Source organism: Flavobacterium suzhouense (genome assembly GCF_042684765.1).
GTDB lineage: Bacteria > Bacteroidota > Bacteroidia > Flavobacteriales > Flavobacteriaceae > Flavobacterium > Flavobacterium suzhouense.
This window is the reverse complement of record NZ_JBHUMD010000007.1, coordinates 75,784-99,036: the sequence shown is the minus strand read 5'-3', so window position 1 is coordinate 99,036 and position 23,253 is coordinate 75,784. Positions and strand designations below refer to the sequence as shown.

General features: G+C 40.7%; 21 protein-coding genes and 1 tRNA gene. 19 read left to right on the top strand and 3 right to left on the bottom strand.

The window, feature by feature from the left end; translation table 11 throughout:
• The first annotated feature begins 485 nt into the window (after nucleotides 1-485).
• The 13 genes from ACFSR3_RS05785 (at nucleotide 486) to ACFSR3_RS05725 (ending at nucleotide 12,683) form a co-directional block, all read left to right on the top strand.
• Nucleotides 486-1,115, top strand: a complete 630-nt coding sequence (locus ACFSR3_RS05785; protein ID WP_114758203.1) for a GNAT family N-acetyltransferase — start codon at nucleotides 486-488, stop codon at nucleotides 1,113-1,115.
• Entirely contained in the window at nucleotides 1,112-2,305 is a 1,194-nt protein-coding gene (locus ACFSR3_RS05780; protein WP_379820126.1) for an argininosuccinate synthase, read from the top strand. Before ACFSR3_RS05785 ends, ACFSR3_RS05780 begins: the two co-directional genes overlap by 4 nt.
• A complete protein-coding gene (gene argC, locus ACFSR3_RS05775) occupies nucleotides 2,298-3,275 on the top strand; it encodes an N-acetyl-gamma-glutamyl-phosphate reductase (RefSeq protein ID WP_379820497.1) in 978 nt (325 codons plus the stop codon). Before ACFSR3_RS05780 ends, argC begins: the two co-directional genes overlap by 8 nt.
• A 20-nt stretch (nucleotides 3,276-3,295) precedes the next feature.
• A complete protein-coding gene (locus ACFSR3_RS05770; protein ID WP_379820125.1) occupies nucleotides 3,296-4,447 on the top strand; it encodes an aspartate aminotransferase family protein in 1,152 nt (383 codons plus the stop codon).
• A gap of 187 nt (nucleotides 4,448-4,634) precedes the next feature.
• Nucleotides 4,635-5,585, top strand: coding sequence for an N-acetylornithine carbamoyltransferase (locus ACFSR3_RS05765; RefSeq protein WP_379820124.1), 951 nt, complete (start codon nucleotides 4,635-4,637; stop codon nucleotides 5,583-5,585).
• A complete protein-coding gene (gene argB, locus ACFSR3_RS05760) occupies nucleotides 5,575-6,354 on the top strand; it encodes an acetylglutamate kinase (protein WP_379820123.1) in 780 nt (259 codons plus the stop codon). Before ACFSR3_RS05765 ends, argB begins: the two co-directional genes overlap by 11 nt.
• A gap of 12 nt (nucleotides 6,355-6,366) precedes the next feature.
• The gene (locus ACFSR3_RS05755; RefSeq protein ID WP_379820122.1) at nucleotides 6,367-7,449 is read left to right on the top strand and encodes a M20 family metallo-hydrolase; all 1,083 of its coding nucleotides are present in this window, start codon (nucleotides 6,367-6,369) and stop codon (nucleotides 7,447-7,449) included.
• A gap of 39 nt (nucleotides 7,450-7,488) precedes the next feature.
• Entirely contained in the window at nucleotides 7,489-8,775 is a 1,287-nt protein-coding gene (gene argH / locus ACFSR3_RS05750) for an argininosuccinate lyase (RefSeq protein ID WP_379820121.1), read from the top strand.
• A gap of 411 nt (nucleotides 8,776-9,186) precedes the next feature.
• The gene (locus tag ACFSR3_RS05745) at nucleotides 9,187-10,308 is read left to right on the top strand and encodes a hypothetical protein (RefSeq protein ID WP_379820120.1); all 1,122 of its coding nucleotides are present in this window, start codon (nucleotides 9,187-9,189) and stop codon (nucleotides 10,306-10,308) included.
• An 11-nt stretch (nucleotides 10,309-10,319) separates the two neighbouring features.
• The gene (locus tag ACFSR3_RS05740; RefSeq protein WP_379820119.1) at nucleotides 10,320-11,069 is read left to right on the top strand and encodes an outer membrane beta-barrel protein; all 750 of its coding nucleotides are present in this window, start codon (nucleotides 10,320-10,322) and stop codon (nucleotides 11,067-11,069) included.
• Between the two features lie 61 nt (nucleotides 11,070-11,130).
• Nucleotides 11,131-11,868 carry a DUF2490 domain-containing protein gene (locus ACFSR3_RS05735; RefSeq protein WP_379820118.1) on the top strand — a complete coding sequence of 246 codons (738 nt, stop codon included), beginning with the start codon at nucleotides 11,131-11,133 and terminating at the stop codon, nucleotides 11,866-11,868.
• 81 nt (nucleotides 11,869-11,949) lie between these two features.
• Complete coding sequence (locus ACFSR3_RS05730) at nucleotides 11,950-12,342, top strand: hypothetical protein (RefSeq protein WP_379820117.1); 393 nt, start codon at nucleotides 11,950-11,952, stop codon at nucleotides 12,340-12,342.
• Between the two features lie 95 nt (nucleotides 12,343-12,437).
• Nucleotides 12,438-12,683, top strand: a complete 246-nt coding sequence (locus tag ACFSR3_RS05725) for an FUSC family protein (protein ID WP_114758215.1) — start codon at nucleotides 12,438-12,440, stop codon at nucleotides 12,681-12,683.
• 303 nt (nucleotides 12,684-12,986) lie between these two features.
• Here ACFSR3_RS05725 and ACFSR3_RS05720 read toward each other — a convergent pair whose 3' ends face one another.
• The gene (locus tag ACFSR3_RS05720; RefSeq protein ID WP_379820116.1) at nucleotides 12,987-13,562 is read right to left on the bottom strand and encodes a hypothetical protein; all 576 of its coding nucleotides are present in this window, start codon (nucleotides 13,560-13,562) and stop codon (nucleotides 12,987-12,989) included.
• A gap of 239 nt (nucleotides 13,563-13,801) precedes the next feature.
• Between ACFSR3_RS05720 and ACFSR3_RS05715 the strand changes: the two genes are divergently transcribed.
• Both ACFSR3_RS05715 and ACFSR3_RS05710 read left to right on the top strand, forming a co-directional pair.
• The gene (locus ACFSR3_RS05715) at nucleotides 13,802-15,496 is read left to right on the top strand and encodes a peptide-N-glycosidase F-related protein (protein ID WP_379820115.1); all 1,695 of its coding nucleotides are present in this window, start codon (nucleotides 13,802-13,804) and stop codon (nucleotides 15,494-15,496) included.
• A 161-nt stretch (nucleotides 15,497-15,657) separates the two neighbouring features.
• Entirely contained in the window at nucleotides 15,658-16,536 is an 879-nt protein-coding gene (locus ACFSR3_RS05710; RefSeq protein WP_379820114.1) for a hypothetical protein, read from the top strand.
• Nucleotides 16,537-16,570: 34 nt separating this feature from the next.
• Here ACFSR3_RS05710 and ACFSR3_RS05705 read toward each other — a convergent pair.
• Nucleotides 16,571-16,650: transfer RNA gene (locus tag ACFSR3_RS05705), tRNA-Leu, on the bottom strand.
• 191 nt (nucleotides 16,651-16,841) lie between these two features.
• On the opposite strand from ACFSR3_RS05705, the gene ACFSR3_RS05700 reads away from it, so the two are divergent.
• The 3 genes from ACFSR3_RS05700 (at nucleotide 16,842) to pth (ending at nucleotide 19,195) form a co-directional block, all read left to right on the top strand.
• A complete protein-coding gene (locus tag ACFSR3_RS05700; protein ID WP_114758220.1) occupies nucleotides 16,842-17,783 on the top strand; it encodes a ribose-phosphate pyrophosphokinase in 942 nt (313 codons plus the stop codon).
• Nucleotides 17,784-17,814: 31 nt separating this feature from the next.
• Nucleotides 17,815-18,423, top strand: a complete 609-nt coding sequence (locus ACFSR3_RS05695; RefSeq protein WP_379820113.1) for a 50S ribosomal protein L25/general stress protein Ctc — start codon at nucleotides 17,815-17,817, stop codon at nucleotides 18,421-18,423.
• A 148-nt stretch (nucleotides 18,424-18,571) separates the two neighbouring features.
• Nucleotides 18,572-19,195 carry an aminoacyl-tRNA hydrolase gene (gene pth, locus ACFSR3_RS05690; RefSeq protein ID WP_379820112.1) on the top strand — a complete coding sequence of 208 codons (624 nt, stop codon included), beginning with the start codon at nucleotides 18,572-18,574 and terminating at the stop codon, nucleotides 19,193-19,195.
• Between the two features lie 146 nt (nucleotides 19,196-19,341).
• Here pth and ACFSR3_RS05685 read toward each other — a convergent pair whose 3' ends face one another.
• Complete coding sequence (locus ACFSR3_RS05685) at nucleotides 19,342-22,596, bottom strand: zinc-dependent metalloprotease (RefSeq protein ID WP_379820111.1); 3,255 nt, start codon at nucleotides 22,594-22,596, stop codon at nucleotides 19,342-19,344.
• Nucleotides 22,597-22,732: 136 nt separating this feature from the next.
• Here ACFSR3_RS05685 and ACFSR3_RS05680 point away from each other — a divergent pair, with 136 nt between their 5' ends.
• Nucleotides 22,733-23,245, top strand: a complete 513-nt coding sequence (locus ACFSR3_RS05680) for a hypothetical protein (RefSeq protein ID WP_379820110.1) — start codon at nucleotides 22,733-22,735, stop codon at nucleotides 23,243-23,245.
• Nucleotides 23,246-23,253 lie beyond the last annotated feature (8 nt).

Here is a 23,253-nt window from a genome sequence, read left to right as displayed (position 1 = left end):
AATAAAACCTATTTCCTTATATAATAGAATGTTATACAACAAACCACACTAAACACTTCATTTTAATTTTAAATTTGAAACAAATAGGAACATATGGTTCGATTTTAATAAAAATTAAGGGTGTATACGGATTTTAACACGGAGTAGTTTTAAAATATCATACATTTGCACCCGATGAATAAAAAAGAATTACATATAACTAATATGTCACGGACAAAAAACCAGGCTATCAGCCGGATGGTGCGGTCTATCTAGTACCGCTTGTTTTTTGCCCGAATATTCACTTTTATTTATTTTTCTGAATTGAAATCACAATCCTTTTTTGGGAGTCCTGTACATACAGGCATAGTTATTATTGCTTCCCTTAATTTTCTTTTTAGTCCGCGGTCATTCCGGCCATAGGTCTGCATAGTTATTCCTGAACCGTTCCGTACGGTTCCCTCCCCGTTTTACACAATTGTTTTACAACTAATTATATTTTCTCAATGGATGTATCTATTGTGATAGCCCATGAAGGGCATTACAAATTTGCGCAGCAGATATGCGATACAATGGAAGCTTCGGCCATCATAAGGGGTACTGGCATTGCCAAAAGAAGCCCTGAATATATCATCAAAAAGATGGAAAACCGCGATGCCGTAATTGCAATCGCTAACGGAGAATTTGCAGGTTTTTGCTATATCGAGAGTTGGTCACACGGTAAGTTTGTGGCTAATTCCGGACTTATAGTACACCCCGACTTCCGTAACCTTGGCCTGGCCAAAAAAATAAAAGAACGCGTATTTGAGTATTCGCAGCAAAAGTTTCCGGGCGCGAAGATATTTGGTATAACTACCGGGCTGGCTGTTATGAAAATAAACAGTGAGCTTGGGTATAAGCCGGTGCCTTTTAGCGAACTGACCGACGATCCTACCTTTTGGAACGGATGTCGTGGCTGTACCAATTTTGATATCCTTGAACGTAAGGAATACAAAATGTGCCTGTGCACGGGCATGTTATATGACCCCAACGACAAGAAACAAAAAGAAGAGAAATACAATTTTAACCAAAAAGTGCTTAGCAGGCTTAAGAGCATTAAGCAAGCACTATTCCTGAAGAAAGAAAAAGTAGCATGAAAAAAGTAGTTTTAGCATACAGTGGAGGCCTTGACACCTCTTACTGCCTTAAATATTTAAAAAATGACCTTGGGTATGAAGTGCATACCCTGCTTATAAACACCGGAGGTTTTACCCCGGAGGAACTGACAAATATTGAAACAAGAGCCTATGAACTGGGCTCAGAACAGCATACAAATCTTGACATTATAGACAAGTATTATGAAAAAGCCATTAAATACCTGGTATTTGGCAATGTGCTTAAAAACAATACTTATCCACTTTCAGTAAGTGCTGAGAGGGTTTTCCAGGCATTGGAAACCGTTAGGCATGCAAAAAAACTAGGCGCAGATGCTATTGCTCACGGAAGCACCGGAGCAGGAAACGACCAAATACGTTTCGATCTTGTTTTTCAGACTATTGCTCCCGAAATGCAGATCATAACTCCTATCCGTGACCTGAAGCTAACCCGTCAGCAGGAGATGGAGTACCTTCAGCAGAATGGTGTAGAATATTCGTGGGAAAAAGCACAATACTCTATCAACAAGGGTATCTGGGGAACAAGCGTAGGAGGAAAAGAAACGCTTACGTCTGGTCAGCCGTTACCGGAAGAAGCCTATCCTTCTCCACTTACAAAAGCAGGACAGGAAAAAGTTACGCTTCACTTTGAGAAAGGAGAACTTGTTGGCCTTAACGGTACTTTTGAAAAACCGTCGCTTAACATCCAGAAGCTTGAAGAACTTGCTTCAGCTTATGCCATAGGCAGGGACATTCATGTAGGCGATACTATTATAGGTATTAAAGGGCGTGTAGGTTTTGAAGCTGCTGCTCCGCTCATTATTATCAAAGCACACCATCTGCTTGAAAAACACGTACTGGGCAAATGGCAGCAGTACTGGAAAGAGCAACTGGGCAACTGGTATGGAATGCTTTTTCACGAAGGCCAATACCTTGACCCCGTTATGAGAAACATAGAAACTTTCCTTACCGACACTCAAAAAACAGTAACCGGAACGGTAACCGTTTCCCTTAAACCTTATCATTTCTCGCTTGACGGTATAGCGTCGGAACACGACCTTATGAACAGCGGTTTTGGTCAGTACGGAGAGATTAACAACGCCTGGACAGCCGACGATGCCAAAGGGTTCATTAAGATTGTGGGCAACGCCCAGAATATTTATGCTCACGTAAATGCAGAAAGCTATGATTAAGGCGGGTGTCATTGGAGGATCGGGTTATACAGCTGGTGAACTGCTAAGGCTTTTGGCTTACCACCCTCAGGCAGAAATTGATTTTGTATACAGTACCACAAACGCCGGAAAACCGGTAACATCTGTGCATCAGGATTTGCTGGGAGAGGTGCACCTTAATTTTACAGACACCATAAACAGTAATGTAAATGTAGTGTTCCTATGCCTTGGCCATGGCCAGTCGAAAGCATTTTTAGCTGCAAATCCATTCTCTGTAAACACCCGAATAATTGATCTGGGTAATGATTTCAGACTCGAAAGCGATAGCCTGTTTGACGGAAAACAATTTGTTTACGGTTTACCTGAACTAAACAGAAAAGCTATTAAAAAAGCTAATTACATTGCCAATCCAGGGTGTTTTGCCACTACTATACAGCTGGCTCTTTTACCCTTGGCACAAAAGGGCTTATTGCAAAACGATGTGCACATAAATGCTACCACGGGAAGTACAGGTGCAGGAGTTCAGCCGTCGGCAACATCGCACCACCCGTGGCGTACCGGTAATATGTCGCACTACAAGGCTTTTGAGCACCAGCATGTGGGTGAGATCAACCAGAGCCTGAAGCAACTGCAAAGCGGTTTTGAAAGCGAGTTGCTATTTATTCCTAACAGAGGGGATTTTACGAGAGGCATATTTGCTACACTTTATACCCCGCTTACAACTGATTTTGAAGAAGTGCAACATATATATAAAGAGTACTATACCAATGAGCCGTTTGTAAATGTAACAACTGACAGCATAAACCTGAAACTGGCCGTACAGACCAACAAATGTTTTATCAGCCTGGAGCAAAAAGGAAAATACCTGCTGATAACGTCTGTAATAGACAACCTTGTAAAAGGAGCATCGGGACAGGCTATTGAGAACATGAACCTGATGTTTGGCCTTGAAGAAACTACAGGGCTGAAATTGAAACCAGCAGGGTTTTAACCACAAAAAAACAAAGAAAAATGAGCAATTTATTTGACGTATATCCAATATATAATATAACTCCGGTAAAAGCATTGGGGGCTAAAGTGTGGGACGATAAAGGACAGGAGTACCTGGACTTTTATGGTGGCCACGGCGTAATCTCGGCAGGACATTCGCACCCAGATTATGTAAAGGCCGTGAGCGAACAGGTAAGCAAAATAGGATTCTACTCTAACTCCATTGCTAATCCTGTACAGGAGGCACTGGCAACAAAACTGGTACAGCAATCGGGTTATCCTGATTACATGCTTTTCCTGTGCAACTCGGGAGCTGAGGCAAATGAAAATGCACTAAAACTGGCATCTTTTCACACACAGAAGAAAAAAGTAATCGCTTTTAAAAAAGCTTTTCACGGCAGAACGTCGGCAGCTGTTGCCGCTACAGATAATCCATCTATCGTAGCTCCGCTTAACGCAGGCCATGAGGTGGTTTTCCTTCCTCTTAATGATACAGCCTCATTTGATGCAGAAATCTCTAAAGGTGATATCTGCGCAGTAATTATTGAAGGCATACAGGGTGTAGGCGGACTTGATGAAGCCACTACCCTTTTCTTTAAACATATAGAAAAAGTCTGTAACACCAGTGGAACCGTATTAATTTTAGATGAAATACAAAGTGGTTATGGCCGTTCGGGCAAGTTCTTTGCACATCAGCACCACGACATAAAGCCGGACATTATCAGCCTTGCAAAAGGTATGGGCAACGGTTTTCCTATTGGTGGAATACTGATCTCTCCTAAGTTTAAAGCGTCTCACGGTTTGTTGGGCACTACTTTTGGCGGAAACCATTTGGCATCTGCGGCAGCATTATCAGTACTCGAGATTATCGAAAATGAGAACCTTATCGATAACGTAAAGGAGGTAAGCGCTTATTTTAAAGAATTGGCAAACCAGATTCCTGAAGTAAAAAATATAAAAGGGCGTGGCTTGATGCTGGGTCTTGAATTTGACTTTGAAGTGGGCGACCTAAGAAAGAAACTCATTTATAATGAGTACATCTTTACAGGCAATGCTTCGCAAAAGAACCTGCTGCGTATACTTCCACCACTATCGATAACAAAAGAAGATGTAGATGTGTTTTTTAAAGGATTTAAGAACGCTTTATCAGCTATTACTGTTGAAACAGTATAATTAATTCCCTACGGGAAATAAATCCAACATCCAATAATGAGCCTACCAACATCTATTCCCTAACGGGAAAATCAAGAAGTATAGATAATATAATGCATTAGTAGTATCGCGTAGCGATTTAATGTTGGTAGTAATGATAATGACGGAAAGAATGATTTCCCGTAGGGAATAAATAAAAATGAAAACAATGAAAAAATTCACTTCGGTTGATGATATTCAGGATCTTGACGAACTGATTTCATTGGCAACAAGCATAAAAGCGGCCCCCTTTGCCGATTCCGAAAAAGGGAAAAATAAAACACTTGGACTATTATTCTTTAACCCAAGCTTAAGGACAAGGCTAAGTACCCAGAAAGCAGCGCTTAACCTGGGTATGAATGCCATAGTAATGAACCTTAACACAGAAGGCTGGTCGTTAGAGTTTGAAGATGGAGCGGTTATGGATGGCAGCAGTGCCGAACATGTTAAAGAAGCTGCACAGGTAGTTTCGCAGTACTGCGATATCATAGCTATAAGAAGCTTCCCTACACTTACAGACAAGGAAAAAGACGAGGAAGAGTATGTTATAAATGCTTTTCTAAAATATGCGAATGTTCCGGTAATAAGCCTTGAGGGTTCTACCGAACACCCGCTTCAGGCTGTAGCCGATGCCCTTACGGTACAGGAATATAAAACCATTGCAAGGCCTAAAGTGGTACTTACATGGGCTCCGCATCCTAAAGCTTTACCCCATGCTGTGCCTAACTCGTTTGTAAAAGTGATGAAAAAGGCCGATGTAGACTTTGTGATTACGCATCCTGAAGGCTATAACCTGAATCCTGAATTTACTAAGGGAGTTACCATTACCCACAATCAGGATGAGGCTTTTGCCAATGCCGATTTTATCTATGCTAAAAACTGGAGCTCTTATGATGATTACGGGCAAATTCTCAGCAAAGACCCGTCATGGACTGTTACACCTGAGAAGATGACACTGACCAACAATGCGAAATTCATGCACTGCCTGCCGGTGAGAAGAAATATGATCGTGAGCGATGCTGTGCTTGACAGTGATGCATCTATAGTAATCCCGCAGGCGAATAACCGTACGTATGCCGCACAGGCAATACTTACCAAAATACTTGAAAATGAAAAATAAGCCACAGCTTACCGTTGTAAAAATAGGAGGCAATGTAATTGATGATGCTACAGCACTGGACAGCTTCCTTAAAGATTTTGCAGCTATAAAAGGCGCCAAAATACTGGTACATGGCGGCGGAAAACTGGCTACCCGAACTGCAGAAAGTCTGGGTATTAAAGCTGTTTTTCATGAGGGACGCAGAATTACCGATGCTCCTATGCTTGAAATAGCGGTAATGACCTATGCCGGATGGATAAACAAAAACATCGTGGCCAAATTACAGGCTCTGGGGGAAAATGCCATGGGCTTTACAGGAGCCGATGGCAACCTCATCCGTGCTAAAAAAAGAGAAAATACAACCATAGATTTCGGCCTCGTAGGCGATGTGATCTCGGTAAATACAGAATTGCTTAATGCCCTTTTAATTCAGGATATAGCTCCCGTTTTTTGTGCTGTAACACATGATGGAAACGGACAGCTCCTGAATACCAATGCAGATACCATTGCCAGTCCATTGGCAGTGGCCTGCACTGGTTATTATGATGTAAAACTGTTATACTGCTTTGAGAAAAAAGGAGTACTGCTTGATATAAACGATGAAGAATCGGTTATAAAAAGCCTTACTTTTGAGCGATACAGTGAACTTAGGGAACAGGGTGCCATACATAGTGGTATGCTGCCCAAACTCGAAAACTGTTTTGATGCCCTGAGTAAGGGTGTAACCCAAATAGGGATTGGCAGTCCGGCAATGATAACCGGAGAAACACATACCCTTATCACTTTATAACCAAAACATTTTATGGCCAATACATCCATACAGAAACTTACGCAGGAAGCCATTGCTTTGCTAAAACAACTCATAGCCACACCTTCATTTTCTTCAGAAGAACAGGATACGGCATTATTGATTGAAGCCTGGTTTGCGACTAATGCTATTCCTTTTAATCGCGAAAACAATAACATCTGGGCATTCAACAAGCACTATAACGAAGATCTGCCTACCCTACTATTGAATTCTCACCACGATACGGTTAAACCAAATCAGGGCTATACATTAGACCCTTTTGAACCTATCGTAAAAGAGGGTAAACTTTTCGGACTTGGAAGTAATGATGCAGGAGGCTGTCTGGTATCGCTTATGGCTACATTCACTTATTTTTATGACGCTGAAAACCTGCCTTACAACATTGTAATGGTAGCCTCAGCCGAGGAAGAAAGCAGTGGCCCTAACGGGCTTAACAGTGTATTAAAACATCTGCCTAATCTTGATTGCGCCATTGTGGGTGAGCCTACCGAAATGCAGCTCGCCATTGCCGAAAAAGGATTATTAGTGCTGGATGTTATTGTAGAAGGAACTCCGGGGCACGCTGCCCACCCTAACGACAATGTATCTATTTACAATGCTTTAGGCATAGTGGAATGGTTCCGTGATTACCGTTTTGAAAAAGTAAGTGAAGTATTGGGCCCCATGAAAATGACGGTTACAGGTATTAGCGCCGGCAAGCAGCATAATGTGATTCCTGCTGAATGCAATTTGGTTGTGGATGTCCGGGTAAATGACTGCTACTCTAATACAGAGGTATTAGAAATCATACAAAAAGAACTTGAAGGCAAAGCAACTGTAAAAGCACGTTCGCTGCACCTCAACTCTTCATCAATAGACAAAAATCACCCTATAGTACAGGCCGGTATTCAATTAGGAAGAACCACCTATGGTTCGCCAACATTGTCAGACCAGTCGGTATTATACTGCCAGTCGCTGAAGCTGGGGCCGGGCAGTTCGCCAAGGTCGCACACGGCAGATGAATTTATATATATTAACGAAATTGAAGAAGGAATAGAACTCTATACAACTATACTGAGTAAATTCCTGAAACAGTAAATACAACGAAAGCCTGGCTTTCGCATTAAAAGAATTACCATGAAACTTTGGGAAAAAGGAATACCTACCGATGTAAAGACTGATATGTTTACCGTAGGTAATGACCGTGAACTTGACCTGCTTCTTGCGGAATATGACGTAACAGGATCGATGGCCCATGCTAAAATGCTGGGCAGCGTTGGATTGCTTACCGAAGATGAAGTACAGGATCTTGTAATGGCACTTGAAGACATACTGACCGACATAAAAAAAGGCGACTTTACAATTGAGCAATCTTTTGAGGATGTTCACAGCAAGGTTGAATACCTGCTTATTGAAAAGCTTGGCGACACAGGAAAAAAAATACATACAGCACGTTCCAGGAACGATCAGGTTCTGGTAGACGTTCACCTGTTCCTTAAAGCTGAACTTATAGCCATAAAACAACAAACTAAAGAACTTTTTGACCTGTTGATGGCTAAGGCCGAAACGCATAAAGATGTTTTACTGCCGGGCTATACCCATTTTCAGGTAGCAATGCCATCATCGTTTGGCATGTGGTTTTCGGCTTATGCCGAAAGCCTTGTTGATGATGTTGTTATGCTTAATGCAGCCCTTAATGTAGTCGACCAGAATCCTTTGGGATCGGCAGCCGGGTATGGAAGTTCGTTCCCTATCAACAGAACATTCACTACTCAGGAACTGGGATTCAATACTTTGAAATATAATTCTGTTGCAGCCCAAATGAGCCGAGGAAAGGCCGAAAAAACAACTGCTTTTGCCATGGCTTCGGTAGCAGGAACACTCTCCAAACTGGCAATGGATATTTGCCTGTACCTAAGCCAAAACTTTAGTTTTATCAAGCTGCCACAGCACCTTACAACCGGAAGCAGTATTATGCCGCACAAGAAAAATCCGGATATTTTTGAGCTGATAAGAGGGAAATGCAACAAAATACAGGCTTTACCTTATGAACTCACACTTATAACCAACAATTTACCAAGTGGTTATCATCGTGATATGCAGCTATTAAAGGAAGGCTTGTTCCCGGCATTGCAAAACCTGAAATCATGTCTGGAGATGGCTATTTTCAGCATTAAGGAGATTGAACCGAACAACGACATTCTCGACGACAAAAAATATGACTATCTCTTTACTGTAGATGCCCTAAACGAATTAGTTTCCGGCGGAGTACCATTCAGGGATGCCTATAAAATTGTGGGGGAACAGGTAGAAAACAATTCTTTTGTCTCTCCAAAAGCCACTAAACACTCTCACGAAGGAAGTATTAACAATTTGTGCCTAAATGAAATACAGGCAAAAATGAATACCGCCTTTGAGCTTTAACAATGAACATTCTGTTTTTTGAGTAAGAAATAAACGCATGAACTAAAATCAGGTATTTTTACCTGTTTTTTATCAAAACACATGTTATAGATTTGCCGGTATCCCAACCAACCATTTTTAAATGCAAGGTTAGACCATCCGTAAAATCCAATTACATAATTACTAATAAGCTTCCTTCCGGAAGCTTATTTTTTTTCTATCCTATTACTAAACAATTCAGATAACCCTCAATCTGAAACAAAGCTACCTCATCCATAAAAATTTAATTTTTGTGATACCCAAAAGAATAAAATGTGTTGCGTTTTATAATTTGATACATGAAACAAAGGCAAAAAAAATACAACCATTCTAAAAAACTTATCTTTATGTAGCTGTTTATTTGCCATTTACCAACAATTATACGTTACAACCATGAAACAAACCAAACTCCTGACCTTGTTCTTATTTATTGTTTCTGCCCAAACCTTTGCACAGGTATATACCGATAAGGTAGTAGGTAAAAAAAATGAAGCCCTTATCGACAGCCTTCAAACCAGCGAGTACCCTTATGTTTTGCCAATATGGGGAGAAAAAGCAACTAAAAAAAGATTTCAGTTGCCCTACTCTGCCGGAGTATCTGTCAACTACTTTTGGTCGAAGTCGGATCTGCTCATAGAAAACCTTAGAGTTGGCTTTAACAATGGGCCTATGTTCAATCTGGACGAAGTAGTTCGCTTTAATGATGCTAACGCCACTGCTGCCGCCATAACTGTAAGGCCGGATGTATGGCTTTTGCCATTTCTTAACGTATATGGGATTTTTGGAAAGTCACACCTGGAAACTAATATTGGTGCGGGCATCTGGGTTCCTGATGGTAACAATAACTGGAGTGAAGTAGCTAATTTTAAAACCAAGGCCAATTTTGACGCGGTAAGCATGGGGCTGGGAATAACCCCAACAATAGGCGTTGCCGGAGGTTGGTTTGCCCTTGACATGAATATGATGTGGACAGATATACCTGAGCTGGACAAACCTGCTTTTAGCTATGTCTTTGGCCCCCGCTTTGGAAAAAGCTTTAAACTGAACAAACCTGAAAGCAATATAGCTGTTTGGGTAGGCGCCTTCAGGGTACATATCAATGGGCAAACTACAGGTAATATAAAACTATCCGATATTTTTTCGCTTGATAATGCACAGGAAAAAGTAGACAACGGTCTGGAAGCCGTAGCACAAAAGCAGGAATCGGTAGACACTTGGTGGGAAGGATTAACACCAATACAGCAGGCAAATCCTGCTAACATTGCCAAACATGCAGCTGCTAACAGAGCGCTGGAAACTGCCGGTAACTTCCTTAATGGCCTGGACGGTGCTTTAAGCACAGCAAGCAGTTCGACAGTTCAATATGGCTTACATAAATCACCTAAAGACATGTGGAATTTTATTGTAGGGAGCCAATACCAGTTTAACAGGCATTATATGTTTAGGGCCGAAGTGGGTTTCTTAGGCAGCCGAACACAGGTTTTGGGTAGCCTACAATATCGTTTTGGTCTGTAATAAATACTTTTATGAAGAAAAAACTACTTCTGATCATTGCTCTCTCGGGATTTTATACCGCCCACTCCCAAATACTCATTTCGTTGATATTTGGCGACAAGCTTAATTCGGAATATATTGAGTTTGGCCTGGAAGGAGGGGCTAACTTTTCATATCTGGCGAATCTGGATGACACAAAAATGAATTCCGGATTTAATCTTGGTTTTTATTTTGATTTCCTGATGAAGAAAAACCCCAAGTGGATGATAAATACAGGAGTAGTGGTAAAATCGCCAATGGGAGCCAAAGATCTTGATGTTTACTCTTTAAACAACGAAACACTTGATACCTCGTTTGAAGGTGGGCATGTAAACCGTGAACTTCGCTATTTCAATATTCTGGTATTATTAAAATACCGATTTAAGAACAATATTTACTTTAAAGCGGGACCCGAGCTTGGTGTCCGCGCCAAAGCTTTTGATATGTTCACAAAAGAAATAGACGGACAGGAACTAACCTACAAACACAAGATTAAAGACGAAGTTAACTTTTTAGACGCAGGCTTTACAGTAGGAACCGGCTACCATTTAATGAAAGGCCACGGAATGAACATCGGCGTTACCTACTATATGGGCCTGGTACCGGTAATGAAAGGCGACGGTCCTGACATTTACAACCGTTCCTTATATCTGAATGTGGGTATTCCGATAGGTAAGGGAAAAGCCGAACGAAAAGCGGCAGAGAAAAAAGCAGCAGAAATTGAGGGAATACAAACCCCATAGTACGAACTTTTCTGTAAGTTTTAAATAGGTTATATTTGCGGATATTACCTATCTATTACTCATGAAAAAGATTTTTTTATCCCTTTTACTCTTATTGAATTTATGTGCCTTAACGGCTCAAACCAGAAAGGATTTTACCGGTTGGGGAGCTGTTTTTGCTTCTTATAAGCTTAACGATAAGTTGAGCATTCACTTTGATGCCCAACTAAGAAGCTCAGACGAATGGGAAAAATTCCAAAGCGTGTTGTTGCGTCCGGGACTTAACTATAATATAAACAGCAAGAGTATTGCAACTGTGGGTTATGCTTACATAGACACACAAAGAAGTAAGGATGGTATCGCTGGATGGATTCCTGAACACCGCATCTGGCAGCAATACATTTACAAGCAAGGCTTTAACCTTGATGGACGCAATACATCATTACAGCATCGTTTACGTTTGGAGGAACGCTTTGTAGGTATGGGTGTCGTTGAAAACAACCAACTTATACGTGATGATTTTGAGTTTGCCTTAAGGCTGCGCTACTTTGCCCGTATGATTATGCCGCTGCAAAAAACTGATAACTTTACAAAAGGCGCTTTTGTAGCCTTTCAGGATGAGCTACTTTTTAATATACAGAACAACGATAAGATAACTAACGGTAAAGTTTTTGACCAAAACAGGGCTTATGTAGCTTTAGGATGGCGTTTCTCCTCTAAATTTGACCTTGAAGCCGGTTACATGAACCAATATGTAGTAGGCAGAAGCCTTGATGTTTCCAATAGTATTATTCAGCTGGCGGGGTACGTGAGGATGTAATTTGGTTATTTGTTGATGGGGTTATTTGACAACACATCGTTTACGCAACCTTTACGCTCGTGACATATAAAATTTAACATTATGACTGAATTAGCAGACAGGGTTTTTAGAATATGGGTATGTACAATAAGTCATCACATCCTTATTCTCAGGAGTCCGATGAAATTTCCAGATCAGGACGATTTTGATGAAAATCATACCTGTAATATCGACATTGAATTTGATTCAGTCACCTATCTCGACATCCCGTGGACTATGAGCAACATAGAAATAAGGCAACTTATTGAAGCCATACCCGAAAAATTCGCACACTATAAAGGATATGAAAAAGTCTTTGAATTCAAATGTAACGAAGGCATCTATTATATTGTTGCCAATAGTTACAAGATTGGCACAAACACCTGGATAAATGAAAACAGGGTTTTTAATATGAGATTAGAATATGACAGCATAATAAAAACATCAGATCATTAATCGACACCTCCCGGCACTAACATCACACTCCCGGTCACAAACTTACGTGCAAACAAGTAATTTCCTATATTTGGTTTATCAAACAAAACCAACAAATGAAAAACCTAAACGAACTAAACGACCTGGAATTATTACAGGAATCAAAAAAACTTAAAACGGCAGCGGTAATCAATGCGGTACTTGTTGGGTTCCTGTTTGGAATCGTATTTTACAGTGTAATGAAGAATACCTGGGGCTTTCTTACAATTATCCCTTTATTTTTAGCCTATAAGCTAATTAATAATTCCAAATACAAGAACAAAGAAGTAGAAGCTCTTTTAAAAGAACGTAAGCTTAAATAACCAATAAAGGCGACCTGATGGTCGCCTTTATTGGTGTTGGTTAAAAAAGCCGTAATCATTATACAATACCGCTGTGTTGCTGACCGGTTTCCGCAAAATGCGCCGGCGTAGGTTGTATTTCATGTACGAACGGGCGGAAAGCACATGAACCCTTTACAGCCTCCTCAGCAGCCTGACAGCCCGTCATCTACGTTTCTGCAAAAGATTACGGCTTGTGGTATTTCAAAAGTACCAAATAGCACAATGCCCTAACGGTAAAGAAATGCTAAGCTTGTTATAATTTATCTTAAAAAAGCAGCAGTATTAATCCTCGTTTAACGGGATAGAGAAACCTACAGCCACTGCTCCCGAGAACTGCTCTACACTATTATGGTAGTAATAAGTGAATTTAACCTCTGTACCATGTCTCTTACCTATTGCCAGTCCCAATGTAAAAGGAATATGAACCAATGCGCCACTCTTTTTGATATGGACAAATTGCGTAGATGTCTCAAAAGAACCTAAAGACATCCCTACCCCTGTTTCCAGGAAAGGCGCAACATAAGGTATTGGTGCTGCAATTCGCACTTTTCCTCCAATCAGGAAAGCATTTGATTTGATATATTCTTTTACACCCGGGGCTACTTCTACAGTTTCCGATTCGCCCGATGCAATGATAAGTCCGGCATATGGCCTTACAGCAAACCAGGTGCGTGGCGCCCAGACATACTCGCCCTGCGCATAAAAGCCACTACCTGTTACATCTGCCTCGTCATAGGGAGCGACCAAACCAATCCCCGCAGAAACATTAATGAATTCACCCTTTTTAGGCTGGGCATACGCCAAATTAGAAAATAAACCTGCTAAAAGAAGGATAAGAGAAAAATAAAGTTTGTTCATTTTAAGTGTATTAAGGCCGCAAACTTAATATTAATCTTCGAGATTAATTCCTACATTTTATTTTCTATTCTTGTATTAAATGTTAAAAAATAATTTTAAATTATATTATTTGTTAGATATTTATTTTTTTAGTGATAAATATTAATATGTTTGCTAATTTTAACAAGTTTTAATCTATAAATAGAATTTATTAGCCAATAATTAAACCACTACATCAATTAATAATAACAACCATAAATATGAATCGAAAAATTACCCAATTAAGGAATAAACTAACCAAGGCCGGAGCATTCATGCTTTGCCTGGCAGGTTTACAAGCTGAAGCTCAGGAAACAGTAACCGTTTATGATGGTGTATTGTTTTATGACGGATATGCCACCTTTTTAACCGACGCTGAACTATATGAACCTATCCCTACCGACATACACAGGTTTACCAATGCCAAGTATTCAAAAAAACTTAGTGATGAGCAGCTGGATGCCATAGGCAACACCCTGCAGCTAAACATAACTCTTGAAGCCGCCTGTGACAACTATGACCGTCTTGGCCACATCTCACTAGCCTTTGTTCCTAAGGGATCGGAGACCTATGTGCAGGCTGAAGTACAACGCATAGAGATGGCACGTATTATCACTCCTTTTATGAATAAGAACGTCTCTCCAAGTAATGTCCCTTATACTTTTAAACTTGACAATGTTGCTTCGATACTTTCGGACACCGCTCTTCGGGAAGAGTACGATATGTGGTTAGAAGTTGAACTATTTGGAACAACAAGTGCAGGACAAACACAGATTCCGGGATGTTCAGGCCGTAAAGATACTTTTAGGGCTACAATTGAATTTGAGACCACTGAAGATCCTTCAATAATTTATGAAAATGAATTATTCTTTAAACCTGTACTGGGTAAAGTAAACTTCAACAATTATAATGCTACTGATGTACCCGGTGAAACCACCAAGCTAATCAATTTCACACTGGATACGGAAGTACAAAACCTGAAACTATTCCTTATTACTTCTAACCACGGTGCTAATGAAAATGGCGAAGAGTATATTCGCCGTCAGCATTATGTATATCTAAACAACAACCTTATCTATGCCTATGCTCCCGGAGGAAAATCATGTGAACCATACCGTCAGTTCAACACTCAGGGCAATGGTATTTACAATGCTACAGTAAAACCTCAGCGCGGATGGATTTACTGGAACAACTGGTGTCCGGGAGATAAAATCCCTGTACATGAAGTAGACCTTGGTACACTGCCGGCAGGAACATATACCGTAAAAGTTGATGTTCCTGACGCAGTATTTAATGCCGGTCAGGGTAACTTCCCTATCTCAGCTTATTTAGAAAACAGAGGTAGTGGCAATACCGCTATGTGTGCCATGCCTTATCAGTTAACAGGCACGTCACCAGCTAGCGGAATTAACGCTAACTGGAATCAGTTGGGCAATATCGACGAATGGGAAGTACTTTACGGAAAAATCTATAACGCTCAGGGACAAACAACCAATGCTGTTTTAGCTGAAGAGAACTACGCTACTTTTAGCGGCGATTCTCAAGGATTGATCACTGAAAACCTTTCTTCTCAGGAAGTATATCAAATTTTTGTTCGCTCTAAATGCAGTGAAGAAGTTAACAGCCCCTGGTCATTGCCTTATTACAGACAAACAACAGTACTAGCTTTATCACAAAACGCAATAACACCATTTATGTACTACCCTAACCCGGTTGAGAATAACCTTTTCCTGGTAGCAGGCGACCGTGAAATGAGCAATGTCTCGGTTTATGACATGAACGGAAGACTGGTTATGCAAAAAGAACTTAGCGGTGTTGATGCCATGGTAAACATGGAAAACCTTACTACAGGCGTTTACCTTCTTAAAGTAACGGTTGAAGGCGAAACACAAACCTATAAATTCCAAAAGAAATAACCCCCACTTATATAAACCAACCTAAACCAATAAAGGCAGCCTTGCGGCTGCCTTTATTATTTAATAACCTTAAATCAGGTGTTTTTACGCTGTTTTTTTTAGGTAGTACTTCGTTATTTTACCCTTACACCAAACTAGTATTAACCTTACACCTAAAAACTATGTATTACATTATTCTAATTGTGCTTAGCGGACTCATTATCTGGATTTCAATGAATTCCAATATGCTCCGCAATACGGTATTTAATGATCAGAATTTTCAAAAAATAGCGGTTAAATCTAAAAACAGAAGTCCAAAACCAGCGTATAGTCTTGGACGTACTCAATTGGCTTTCTGGACCGTGATTGTAGTAAGTTCCTTTATATACCTGCTTATATCTCAATCGGTCTATCCTGATATTCAGGTTCCCGTACTGGACACTGTTAATCTTACATTAATAAGCATCGCCGCAGGTACAACACTGGTATCTAAAGCTATCGATATTAGCCAGAATAACAATCAGGGAGAAACCATTCCGCAACAGGACTATCCTTCAGAAGGTTTCTTTATCGACATCATTTCAGATGAAACAGGAGTAAGCATTCATAGGCTGCAAAACGTGATATGGACAGTGGTCGTTGGTGGTATCTATATCGTGTTTGTATCCGGCCATACTACGCTACCTGACGACATGACACTTACTCCAAACCTGCTTACGCTTATGGGTATCAGCACAACCGCCTATCTGGGGCTAAAGCTAAGTGAGAATAAAAGTCCGGTTGTTAATGACACTATGACTAACGAGAGTTTAAACGATAGCAACACTGCCTCTGTACAACAGCCAACACCACAAACATTTGTTCAACCAACACCACAATCAACACCGGCAGTAGTTCCAGTAACACCCGTGCAACCTACGGTAGTTACTCCTGCCCAAACAGTTATCCCTACCGATACACCTATAATAAATAATACCCCTCCGGAAACAGCAACTGTTACTCAACCGGCAGCAGTAACTGCCCCAACAGACACAGCTCCCGTACCAGAGGAAAAAGCATAAAATAAAAAAGGAAGCTATTAAGCTTCCTTTTTTGTACCTGGAGTGGGAATCGAACCCACACACCTAAGTACACGAGTTTGAGTCGTGCGCGTCTACCAATTCCGCCATCCAGGCTTGTTGATTGTGGTGTCAATCTGTACCAAAACAGCAACAATATTCCTGTTTTGTGGGTGCAAATGTAAAAATAAATATTTAATTTCTATGAAAATACATTGAAATTTCCTTTTAGAGTCAAATTAAATTTCTAAATTTGCACCCTCGTATATAGGTCTAAAGACTAACTAACTACAAAACAACAAATTAAAATGTCATACAACGAGCCCGAAGCAAAGATATTTGCATGTTCTCAAAGTGTGTACCTGGCCGAGAAAATAGCCAAAAGCTATGGTATGGAGCTGGGTAAGGTTACGTTCTCAACGTATAGTGATGGCGAATTTCAGCCTTCATTTGAAGAATCAATCAGAGGATTAAGGGTTTTCCTTATCTGTTCTACATTCCCTAGTTCAGACAACCTGATGGAACTGCTTCTTATGATTGATGCTGCAAAAAGAGCATCGGCAAGACACATCACTGCTGTTATCCCTTACTTCGGTTGGGCAAGACAGGACAGAAAAGACAAACCAAGAGTTCCGATAGGAGCTAAACTTGTAGCTAAATTGTTAGAGTCGGCTGGTGCGACAAGGATCATGACAATGGACCTTCACGCAGACCAGATTCAGGGCTTCTTCGAAAAACCGGTAGATCACCTTTTTGCTTCTACGGTATTCGTTCCTTACGTTAAGAGCCTTAACCTTGAGAACCTTACTATCGCATCTCCTGACATGGGTGGATCGAAAAGGGCTTATGCTTACTCTAAATTCTTAGGGTCTGACGTGGTTATCTGTTACAAACAACGTAAAGAAGCTAACAAGATCGAGACGATGGAACTTATCGGTGAAGTTACCGGAAAGAACATCATCCTTGTTGACGACATGATTGATACGGGAGGTACGCTTGCAAAAGCTGCTGAACTAATGATGGAAAAAGGTGCGCTTAGCGTAAGAGCTATCTGTACTCACCCTATACTATCAGGTGGTGCTTATGAGAAAATTGAAAACTCCGCACTTACCGAACTAATCGTTACAGACAGTATCCCTCTTAAGAAGGAAACGTCTAAAATTAAAGTTCTTACTTGTGCCGACCTGTTTGCAGATGTTATGCACATGGTACAGAACAACACTTCCATCAGCGGGAAGTTTATCGTGTAATTTATTTTTATTAACTATATAATTATTTCAAATGAAATCAATTACGATCAAAGGATCTGAAAGAGAAAGCGTGGGTAAGGCGGCAACGCGTGCGGCACGTAATGCTGGAATGGTTCCTTGCGTGTTATACGGAGGAAATCAGCCAGTACATTTTACTGCAGAAGACATGGCATTTAAAGGCCTTGTTTACACTCCAAACGTACACACTGTAGTAATTGACCTAGGTGGAAAAACTTACAACGCTATCCTTCAGGATATCCAGTTCCACCCGGTATCTGACAAAATCCTTCACATCGATTTCTATGAGCTTGATGCTGCAAAAGAAATCACTATGGAGGTTCCTGTTAAAGTTGTTGGTAACTCTAAAGGAGTTATGGCAGGTGGTGTTTTACGTCTTAACCAACGTAAACTTAAAGTTAGAGCTTTACCTGCTAACCTACCTGACTTTATCGAGGCAGATATCACTGAACTTGAAATGGGTAACAAGCTTTATATCACTAAGCTTCCAACAAACAACTACAAACTTCTTCAGCCAGACAACACTGTTGTAGCTCAGGTGAGAATTTCACGTGCTGCTATGAAAGCTGCTCAGGAAGCTGCAAAAGCTGCAAAAGCTCCAGCAAAAGGAAAGAAAAAATAATTTTATTATTTCCACATACAGAAAGCGCTTCCAAAAGGAGCGCTTTTTTTGTGACCGGATCTTGGATTCAAGAGTATTCAAATCGTCTAACAATCGAACTGTCAAAGAATCGAATAACCAAATCAACAAATAATCTTATTTTTGCCTCATGAAATGGTTAACCTCCCTTTTTAGCAAAAGAGAAGAAAAAGAAGATACAGACCCCATGAAGAAATACCTCATCGTAGGCCTTGGCAACATAGGCGCAGAATATGTAAATACCCGCCACAACATAGGCTTTAAGATAGTAGACCGTATTGCACAACAGGAAGGCGCTTCATTTGAAACCGCTAAGCTTGGTGCTATGGCTAAAGTAAGTGTAAAAGGACGTACACTTTTCCTTCTTAAGCCAAACACCTACATGAACCTTAGTGGTAAGGCTATTAAATACTGGCTGGATCAGGAAAAGATTCCGCTTGAAAACCTTTTGGTAATTACCGACGATCTCAATCTGCCCTTCGGAACCATCCGTATTAAAGGCAAAGGAAGCGACGGAGGCCATAACGGACTGAAAAGCACCCAACAATTGCTAAATACTGCCGATTATGCCCGTTTCCGTTTCGGTATCAGCGACGATTTTAAAAAAGGCAAACAGGTGGACTATGTACTTGGCGAATGGGATGCCGAAGAAACAGCAAAACTTTCGGAAAGGCTTGATATGTCGTCCGAAGCAGTAAAGTCTTTCGCTCTTGCCGGACTTGCCAATACCATGAGCAACTTCAACGGAAAGTAAACATAAAGTTTCAAAGCCCCAAAGTTCCAAAGTAACTGAGTGAAGCTCCTACATTTCCTTTAGAGAGACCCGATAGCTATCGGGAAGGTCAAGGCCTAAACATAACAAAAGAGGGACGCGAAAGCGTCCCTCTTGTCCCTCTTTTGTTATTCTATAATTATCTTTTTGGTGACCGTACTATCGCCATCCTGAATGCTTACCAGATAAATTCCGGCTGCAGCATTATTTAATGATACTGACTGCTCGATAAGACCTGTATTAGCATAAGCATTGGCAAAAAGCTGTCTGCCTCTTATATCATATACAGCTATCTTAACATCATTTCCTGTAAGCGAATTGAATCGAACCATAAAATCACCTTTATTAGGGTTTGGTGTTACCGTTACCCCTGCTAAAGCATTTTCATTCAAACCAGTAACCGGCGGCTCTTCAACACTACAAATATTCAGGCTCCAGCTTACCAGCTCTCCGCCTTCAAATACAACATCATCATTAACTGTAAGCGTCCATGTTCCTTCAGGTGATTGCCCATTAAAAGCACTCAACGTTTGAAGTGGTGCAATAAAACCAGACACAACAGGGTTTGTTCCACATACTAATGCATTTCCATTATCATCAAAAGTAGCATCAACATTATCAAAATCACCTGCACAAACATTCTGGAAAAGCGTTATCTGAGTTCCCTCCGGACTCGTAAGTTTTACCGTAAGATCGTTCACTCTTGTGTGGTTAATCTTCAGTCCTACTGTTACCTTAGCGATATCTCCCGTTCCTGTAGCCGATAGTGTTGAAGTTACTGTTCCTGCATCCGGAAGTACAACAGGCACATTTACAGGCGCAAAGTTACTGCATATTGCTGCACTGGTAGTAAAGCTGAAAGCCTCGCTTGTCGTTCCTGAACAAGTCGCGCTTAACGGCTGAACCCTCCAGAAATAAGTACTTTCACTATTTAAAGCGATGGTATAACTTGTAGCGGTTAATGACTCATTAGCTACAACTGTTTCAAATTCAGCATCTGTAGCTACCTCAAGCTGATATGACGTTGCTCCTGCAACTGCCGCCCACTCAAGCTGAACATTACTTACTACATCTACGGCATTATTAGCCGGAGAAGTAAGTACTACCGAGTCAAAGTTAGTATTAATAACATCTAGATAAAGACTTGCAGCTTTAGTTACTGAACCTGATGCAGCTGTTACCGTCATAGAATACAGACCCGGAACAACTGATTGCGGTACAGTCACCGTTACTGTAACATTACCCGATGCTGTTATGCTATCAGGGCTGAAACTTACTGTAGAACCTTCAGGATTACCCGTAACAGTAAAAGTTGTAGCGTCCGAAAATCCTGATAGTGCCTGATAAGAAAGTTCAAAAGTAACCTCGCTACCTTTACACGCAGGCTTATTTTGCTCTCCGTTTACAGAAATTGCCATTGTAGACGATGCCGAAGTAACTGCAAAATTTGTATTAGAAAGATCGTAGAATATATGATTGTAACCTCTTACCATAATTCTTTTGTTAGTACCATTTCCAACCGGAACTGTTATTATCTCACTACCGTCATTTGGCACTTTAGCAGCCAAAACTACAGGATAAGTCTGTCCCCCGTTGTTAGACATCAGTATATCTACATACTCGGCATTGATACCATTAGCAGTAGTTCCCGCAACGTTCCAAGTAACTGTCTGGTTGCTTCCTGCCTGCCATGATACATTCGTATTTGGCGAAGTCACTAAAAATGGCCCAGCCACACCCGATACCGTTATCTGAGTATCATCATAAGCGGTTTGTCCGCCCTCAACATTATTATCTCTTGCGGTAACCATAAAGTTGTAGGTACGCGCCACATCAGAGATTACTTCCCAGGTAGGGTAAAGATTATTGCTAAGCACAGAATTTAACGCAGGCATATAACGCTCCGGAGAATTCTGTGGAGCAATAGAACGGAAGTTAGGCCCTTCAGTTGAAGTTGATACCGGAGGCTGAACCGTCATTTCAAGGTCCATTTGCTCCCACGAATAAGTAAGTGCGTCATTATCTGCATCAGTACCGGTTGCCTTCAGTATGAAAGGAGTACTTTTCGGAATTGTATAATTAAGCCCTGCATCTACCACAGGTGCTGCATTTCCGGTTTCAGTATTTACCGAACAGTCACCCCATCCTTTTATGAAATCAGTAATCTCTTCTATGCTAATCCTATGGAAATAGGCATCTGAATGATCCTGAACACTTGGAAAACATACTCCTGCATAACCCATAATTGTGCTTCCGCTACCTGTTTCATAAGCTGTGCTTTCGTTTACATTGCCATCGCATTCATTATTAAACGTATGGTTACCACCAAACTGGTGTCCCATCTCGTGCGCAACAAAATCAATATCATACGGATCACCCACCGGAGCCGGCAATCCTGTAATACCTCTTGCCTTACTGTTAGAACATGGCGACCATAGCTGCGCTACACCTCCACCACCTGTACTCACTACGTGGCCAATATCATAGCTATCGAAACCTACAGCCCCATCAATAACACCCTGACTCTGGTTAAGTAGCGCGTTATTGGTATTGTTGTTGTCAAAATTATCAGATGTAATAAATATAAGCTGGTCGTTATCATCTATTAACTGTAACGTAACCGCAAAATCTTTTTCATATACACTGTTTACCCTTGTAATAGTAACCACCATGGCAGCAAGTACAGCCTCTGTCTGCTGAGCTATCGTACCTCCGGTAAGCGCCGCCGCCTGGATATGGAATGCCGCATACTCGATAGTACAAGCCATTGCCAGTCTGTATGTGCGTAGCTGACCATCAGTAGCCGTTACACTAAATGGCACGGTTTCTAAATTCTTGGTTTTCTTTTTAGAAGTAGTCTCGGTAACTCCGCAATGGAAAGTCCTTGGCTCAACAGATGCTCTTTTATAAGAGATACTAGTGAGTCCATCTTTAGTATAAGGATCGGTATAGGCAGTACCTTCGTTAGTAGATAACATTGTATGCAATCCGTAGCGTGTAACACTAAGACGGATTACTTCGGCAGGGTTATCAATACCCTGACCTACATATGATTTCATATCAGGATATTTTGCAGCAAGACCAGGCTGCATAACCGGAGCTTCAAACATTTTAAAGCTTTTAAGCTCACCATTTCCGTCAGGAAATTGTATAATTACACCTGAAGCCACTTTTCCGCCTCTCATTGGCGCATTCGCCAGTTGCGATTTTAGCAATGGAAGATTAAGCTGATACAAATGGTATTCCGAAGGAACGGAAGCTCTGTCTGACAAATCCGTTGGAGATATGTTTTTACCCTCGGTTCTGCTCCAAAGCGCATTTTGCGCATAGGCACCGGTCATAAATACAACCGAGACCATGACAATTAGTAAATATTTTTTCATAAATTTTTCTTTTTATAGAAGCACGAAGATAAGAATTTACACAACGCAACAAAATTTTAACATTATGACATAGTTATTATTATGCCTTTTTTACTTATAAATTTTCAGTTTATACTATATTTCGTACTTTTAAGCTATGAAAAAATCAATCATTACCGCTGGAGCTATAGCCTTTATTCTGTTTTCCTGCTCTACAGGAAAGAACACCATACAATCGTTTGACAATGCTACTATTACCAATAATTGTACTGAAAATTACGATTGTACGTTTGAAGTCCAAAAAGACAAAAGCCTTGTGGTTAAGACCGATGATACCGGGCATAACTACTTTAATGTAATTGATACGCCCGGCAAGACAGTATTAAAATATTCATACAAGAGTATCACCGACCCAAGGATACAGGACGCCGGTTATACAGAAACAATAACTTTTGAAATTGACAACTCTACAAAAGATTTAAATCTTACTGGCAAGGACATCCGAAAAACAAAAATGGTATTGAACATTGCCTGTTTTTGCAAAGGCAAAGCCGGAGTCAGAAAAATTGAAGAAGGAACACTGACTTTTAAAAACAATAAACTTCATATAGAAATCCCTGAACTGGTAGAGGGGCAGGTAACGAGGGTTGTAGATGTGGTGGTGAGGTAGATTTTTGG

What these genes read in the sequence shown, in the direction of transcription:
- ACFSR3_RS05785 (WP_114758203.1), top strand. Translation starts at nt 486, where the DNA reads ATGGATGTATCTATTGTGATAGCCCATGAAGGGCATTACAAATTTGCG.
- ACFSR3_RS05780 (WP_379820126.1), top strand. Translation starts at nt 1,112, where the DNA reads ATGAAAAAAGTAGTTTTAGCATACAGTGGAGGCCTTGACACCTCTTAC.
- argC (WP_379820497.1), top strand. Translation starts at nt 2,298, where the DNA reads ATGATTAAGGCGGGTGTCATTGGAGGATCGGGTTATACAGCTGGTGAA.
- ACFSR3_RS05770 (WP_379820125.1), top strand. Translation starts at nt 3,296, where the DNA reads ATGAGCAATTTATTTGACGTATATCCAATATATAATATAACTCCGGTA.
- ACFSR3_RS05765 (WP_379820124.1), top strand. Translation starts at nt 4,635, where the DNA reads ATGAAAAAATTCACTTCGGTTGATGATATTCAGGATCTTGACGAACTG.
- argB (WP_379820123.1), top strand. Translation starts at nt 5,575, where the DNA reads ATGAAAAATAAGCCACAGCTTACCGTTGTAAAAATAGGAGGCAATGTA.
- ACFSR3_RS05755 (WP_379820122.1), top strand. Translation starts at nt 6,367, where the DNA reads ATGGCCAATACATCCATACAGAAACTTACGCAGGAAGCCATTGCTTTG.
- argH (WP_379820121.1), top strand. Translation starts at nt 7,489, where the DNA reads ATGAAACTTTGGGAAAAAGGAATACCTACCGATGTAAAGACTGATATG.
- ACFSR3_RS05745 (WP_379820120.1), top strand. Translation starts at nt 9,187, where the DNA reads ATGAAACAAACCAAACTCCTGACCTTGTTCTTATTTATTGTTTCTGCC.
- ACFSR3_RS05740 (WP_379820119.1), top strand. Translation starts at nt 10,320, where the DNA reads ATGAAGAAAAAACTACTTCTGATCATTGCTCTCTCGGGATTTTATACC.
- ACFSR3_RS05735 (WP_379820118.1), top strand. Translation starts at nt 11,131, where the DNA reads ATGAAAAAGATTTTTTTATCCCTTTTACTCTTATTGAATTTATGTGCC.
- ACFSR3_RS05730 (WP_379820117.1), top strand. Translation starts at nt 11,950, where the DNA reads ATGACTGAATTAGCAGACAGGGTTTTTAGAATATGGGTATGTACAATA.
- ACFSR3_RS05725 (WP_114758215.1), top strand. Translation starts at nt 12,438, where the DNA reads ATGAAAAACCTAAACGAACTAAACGACCTGGAATTATTACAGGAATCA.
- ACFSR3_RS05720 (WP_379820116.1), bottom strand. Translation starts at nt 13,562, where the DNA reads ATGAACAAACTTTATTTTTCTCTTATCCTTCTTTTAGCAGGTTTATTT.
- ACFSR3_RS05715 (WP_379820115.1), top strand. Translation starts at nt 13,802, where the DNA reads ATGAATCGAAAAATTACCCAATTAAGGAATAAACTAACCAAGGCCGGA.
- ACFSR3_RS05710 (WP_379820114.1), top strand. Translation starts at nt 15,658, where the DNA reads ATGTATTACATTATTCTAATTGTGCTTAGCGGACTCATTATCTGGATT.
- ACFSR3_RS05700 (WP_114758220.1), top strand. Translation starts at nt 16,842, where the DNA reads ATGTCATACAACGAGCCCGAAGCAAAGATATTTGCATGTTCTCAAAGT.
- ACFSR3_RS05695 (WP_379820113.1), top strand. Translation starts at nt 17,815, where the DNA reads ATGAAATCAATTACGATCAAAGGATCTGAAAGAGAAAGCGTGGGTAAG.
- pth (WP_379820112.1), top strand. Translation starts at nt 18,572, where the DNA reads ATGAAATGGTTAACCTCCCTTTTTAGCAAAAGAGAAGAAAAAGAAGAT.
- ACFSR3_RS05685 (WP_379820111.1), bottom strand. Translation starts at nt 22,596, where the DNA reads ATGAAAAAATATTTACTAATTGTCATGGTCTCGGTTGTATTTATGACC.
- ACFSR3_RS05680 (WP_379820110.1), top strand. Translation starts at nt 22,733, where the DNA reads ATGAAAAAATCAATCATTACCGCTGGAGCTATAGCCTTTATTCTGTTT.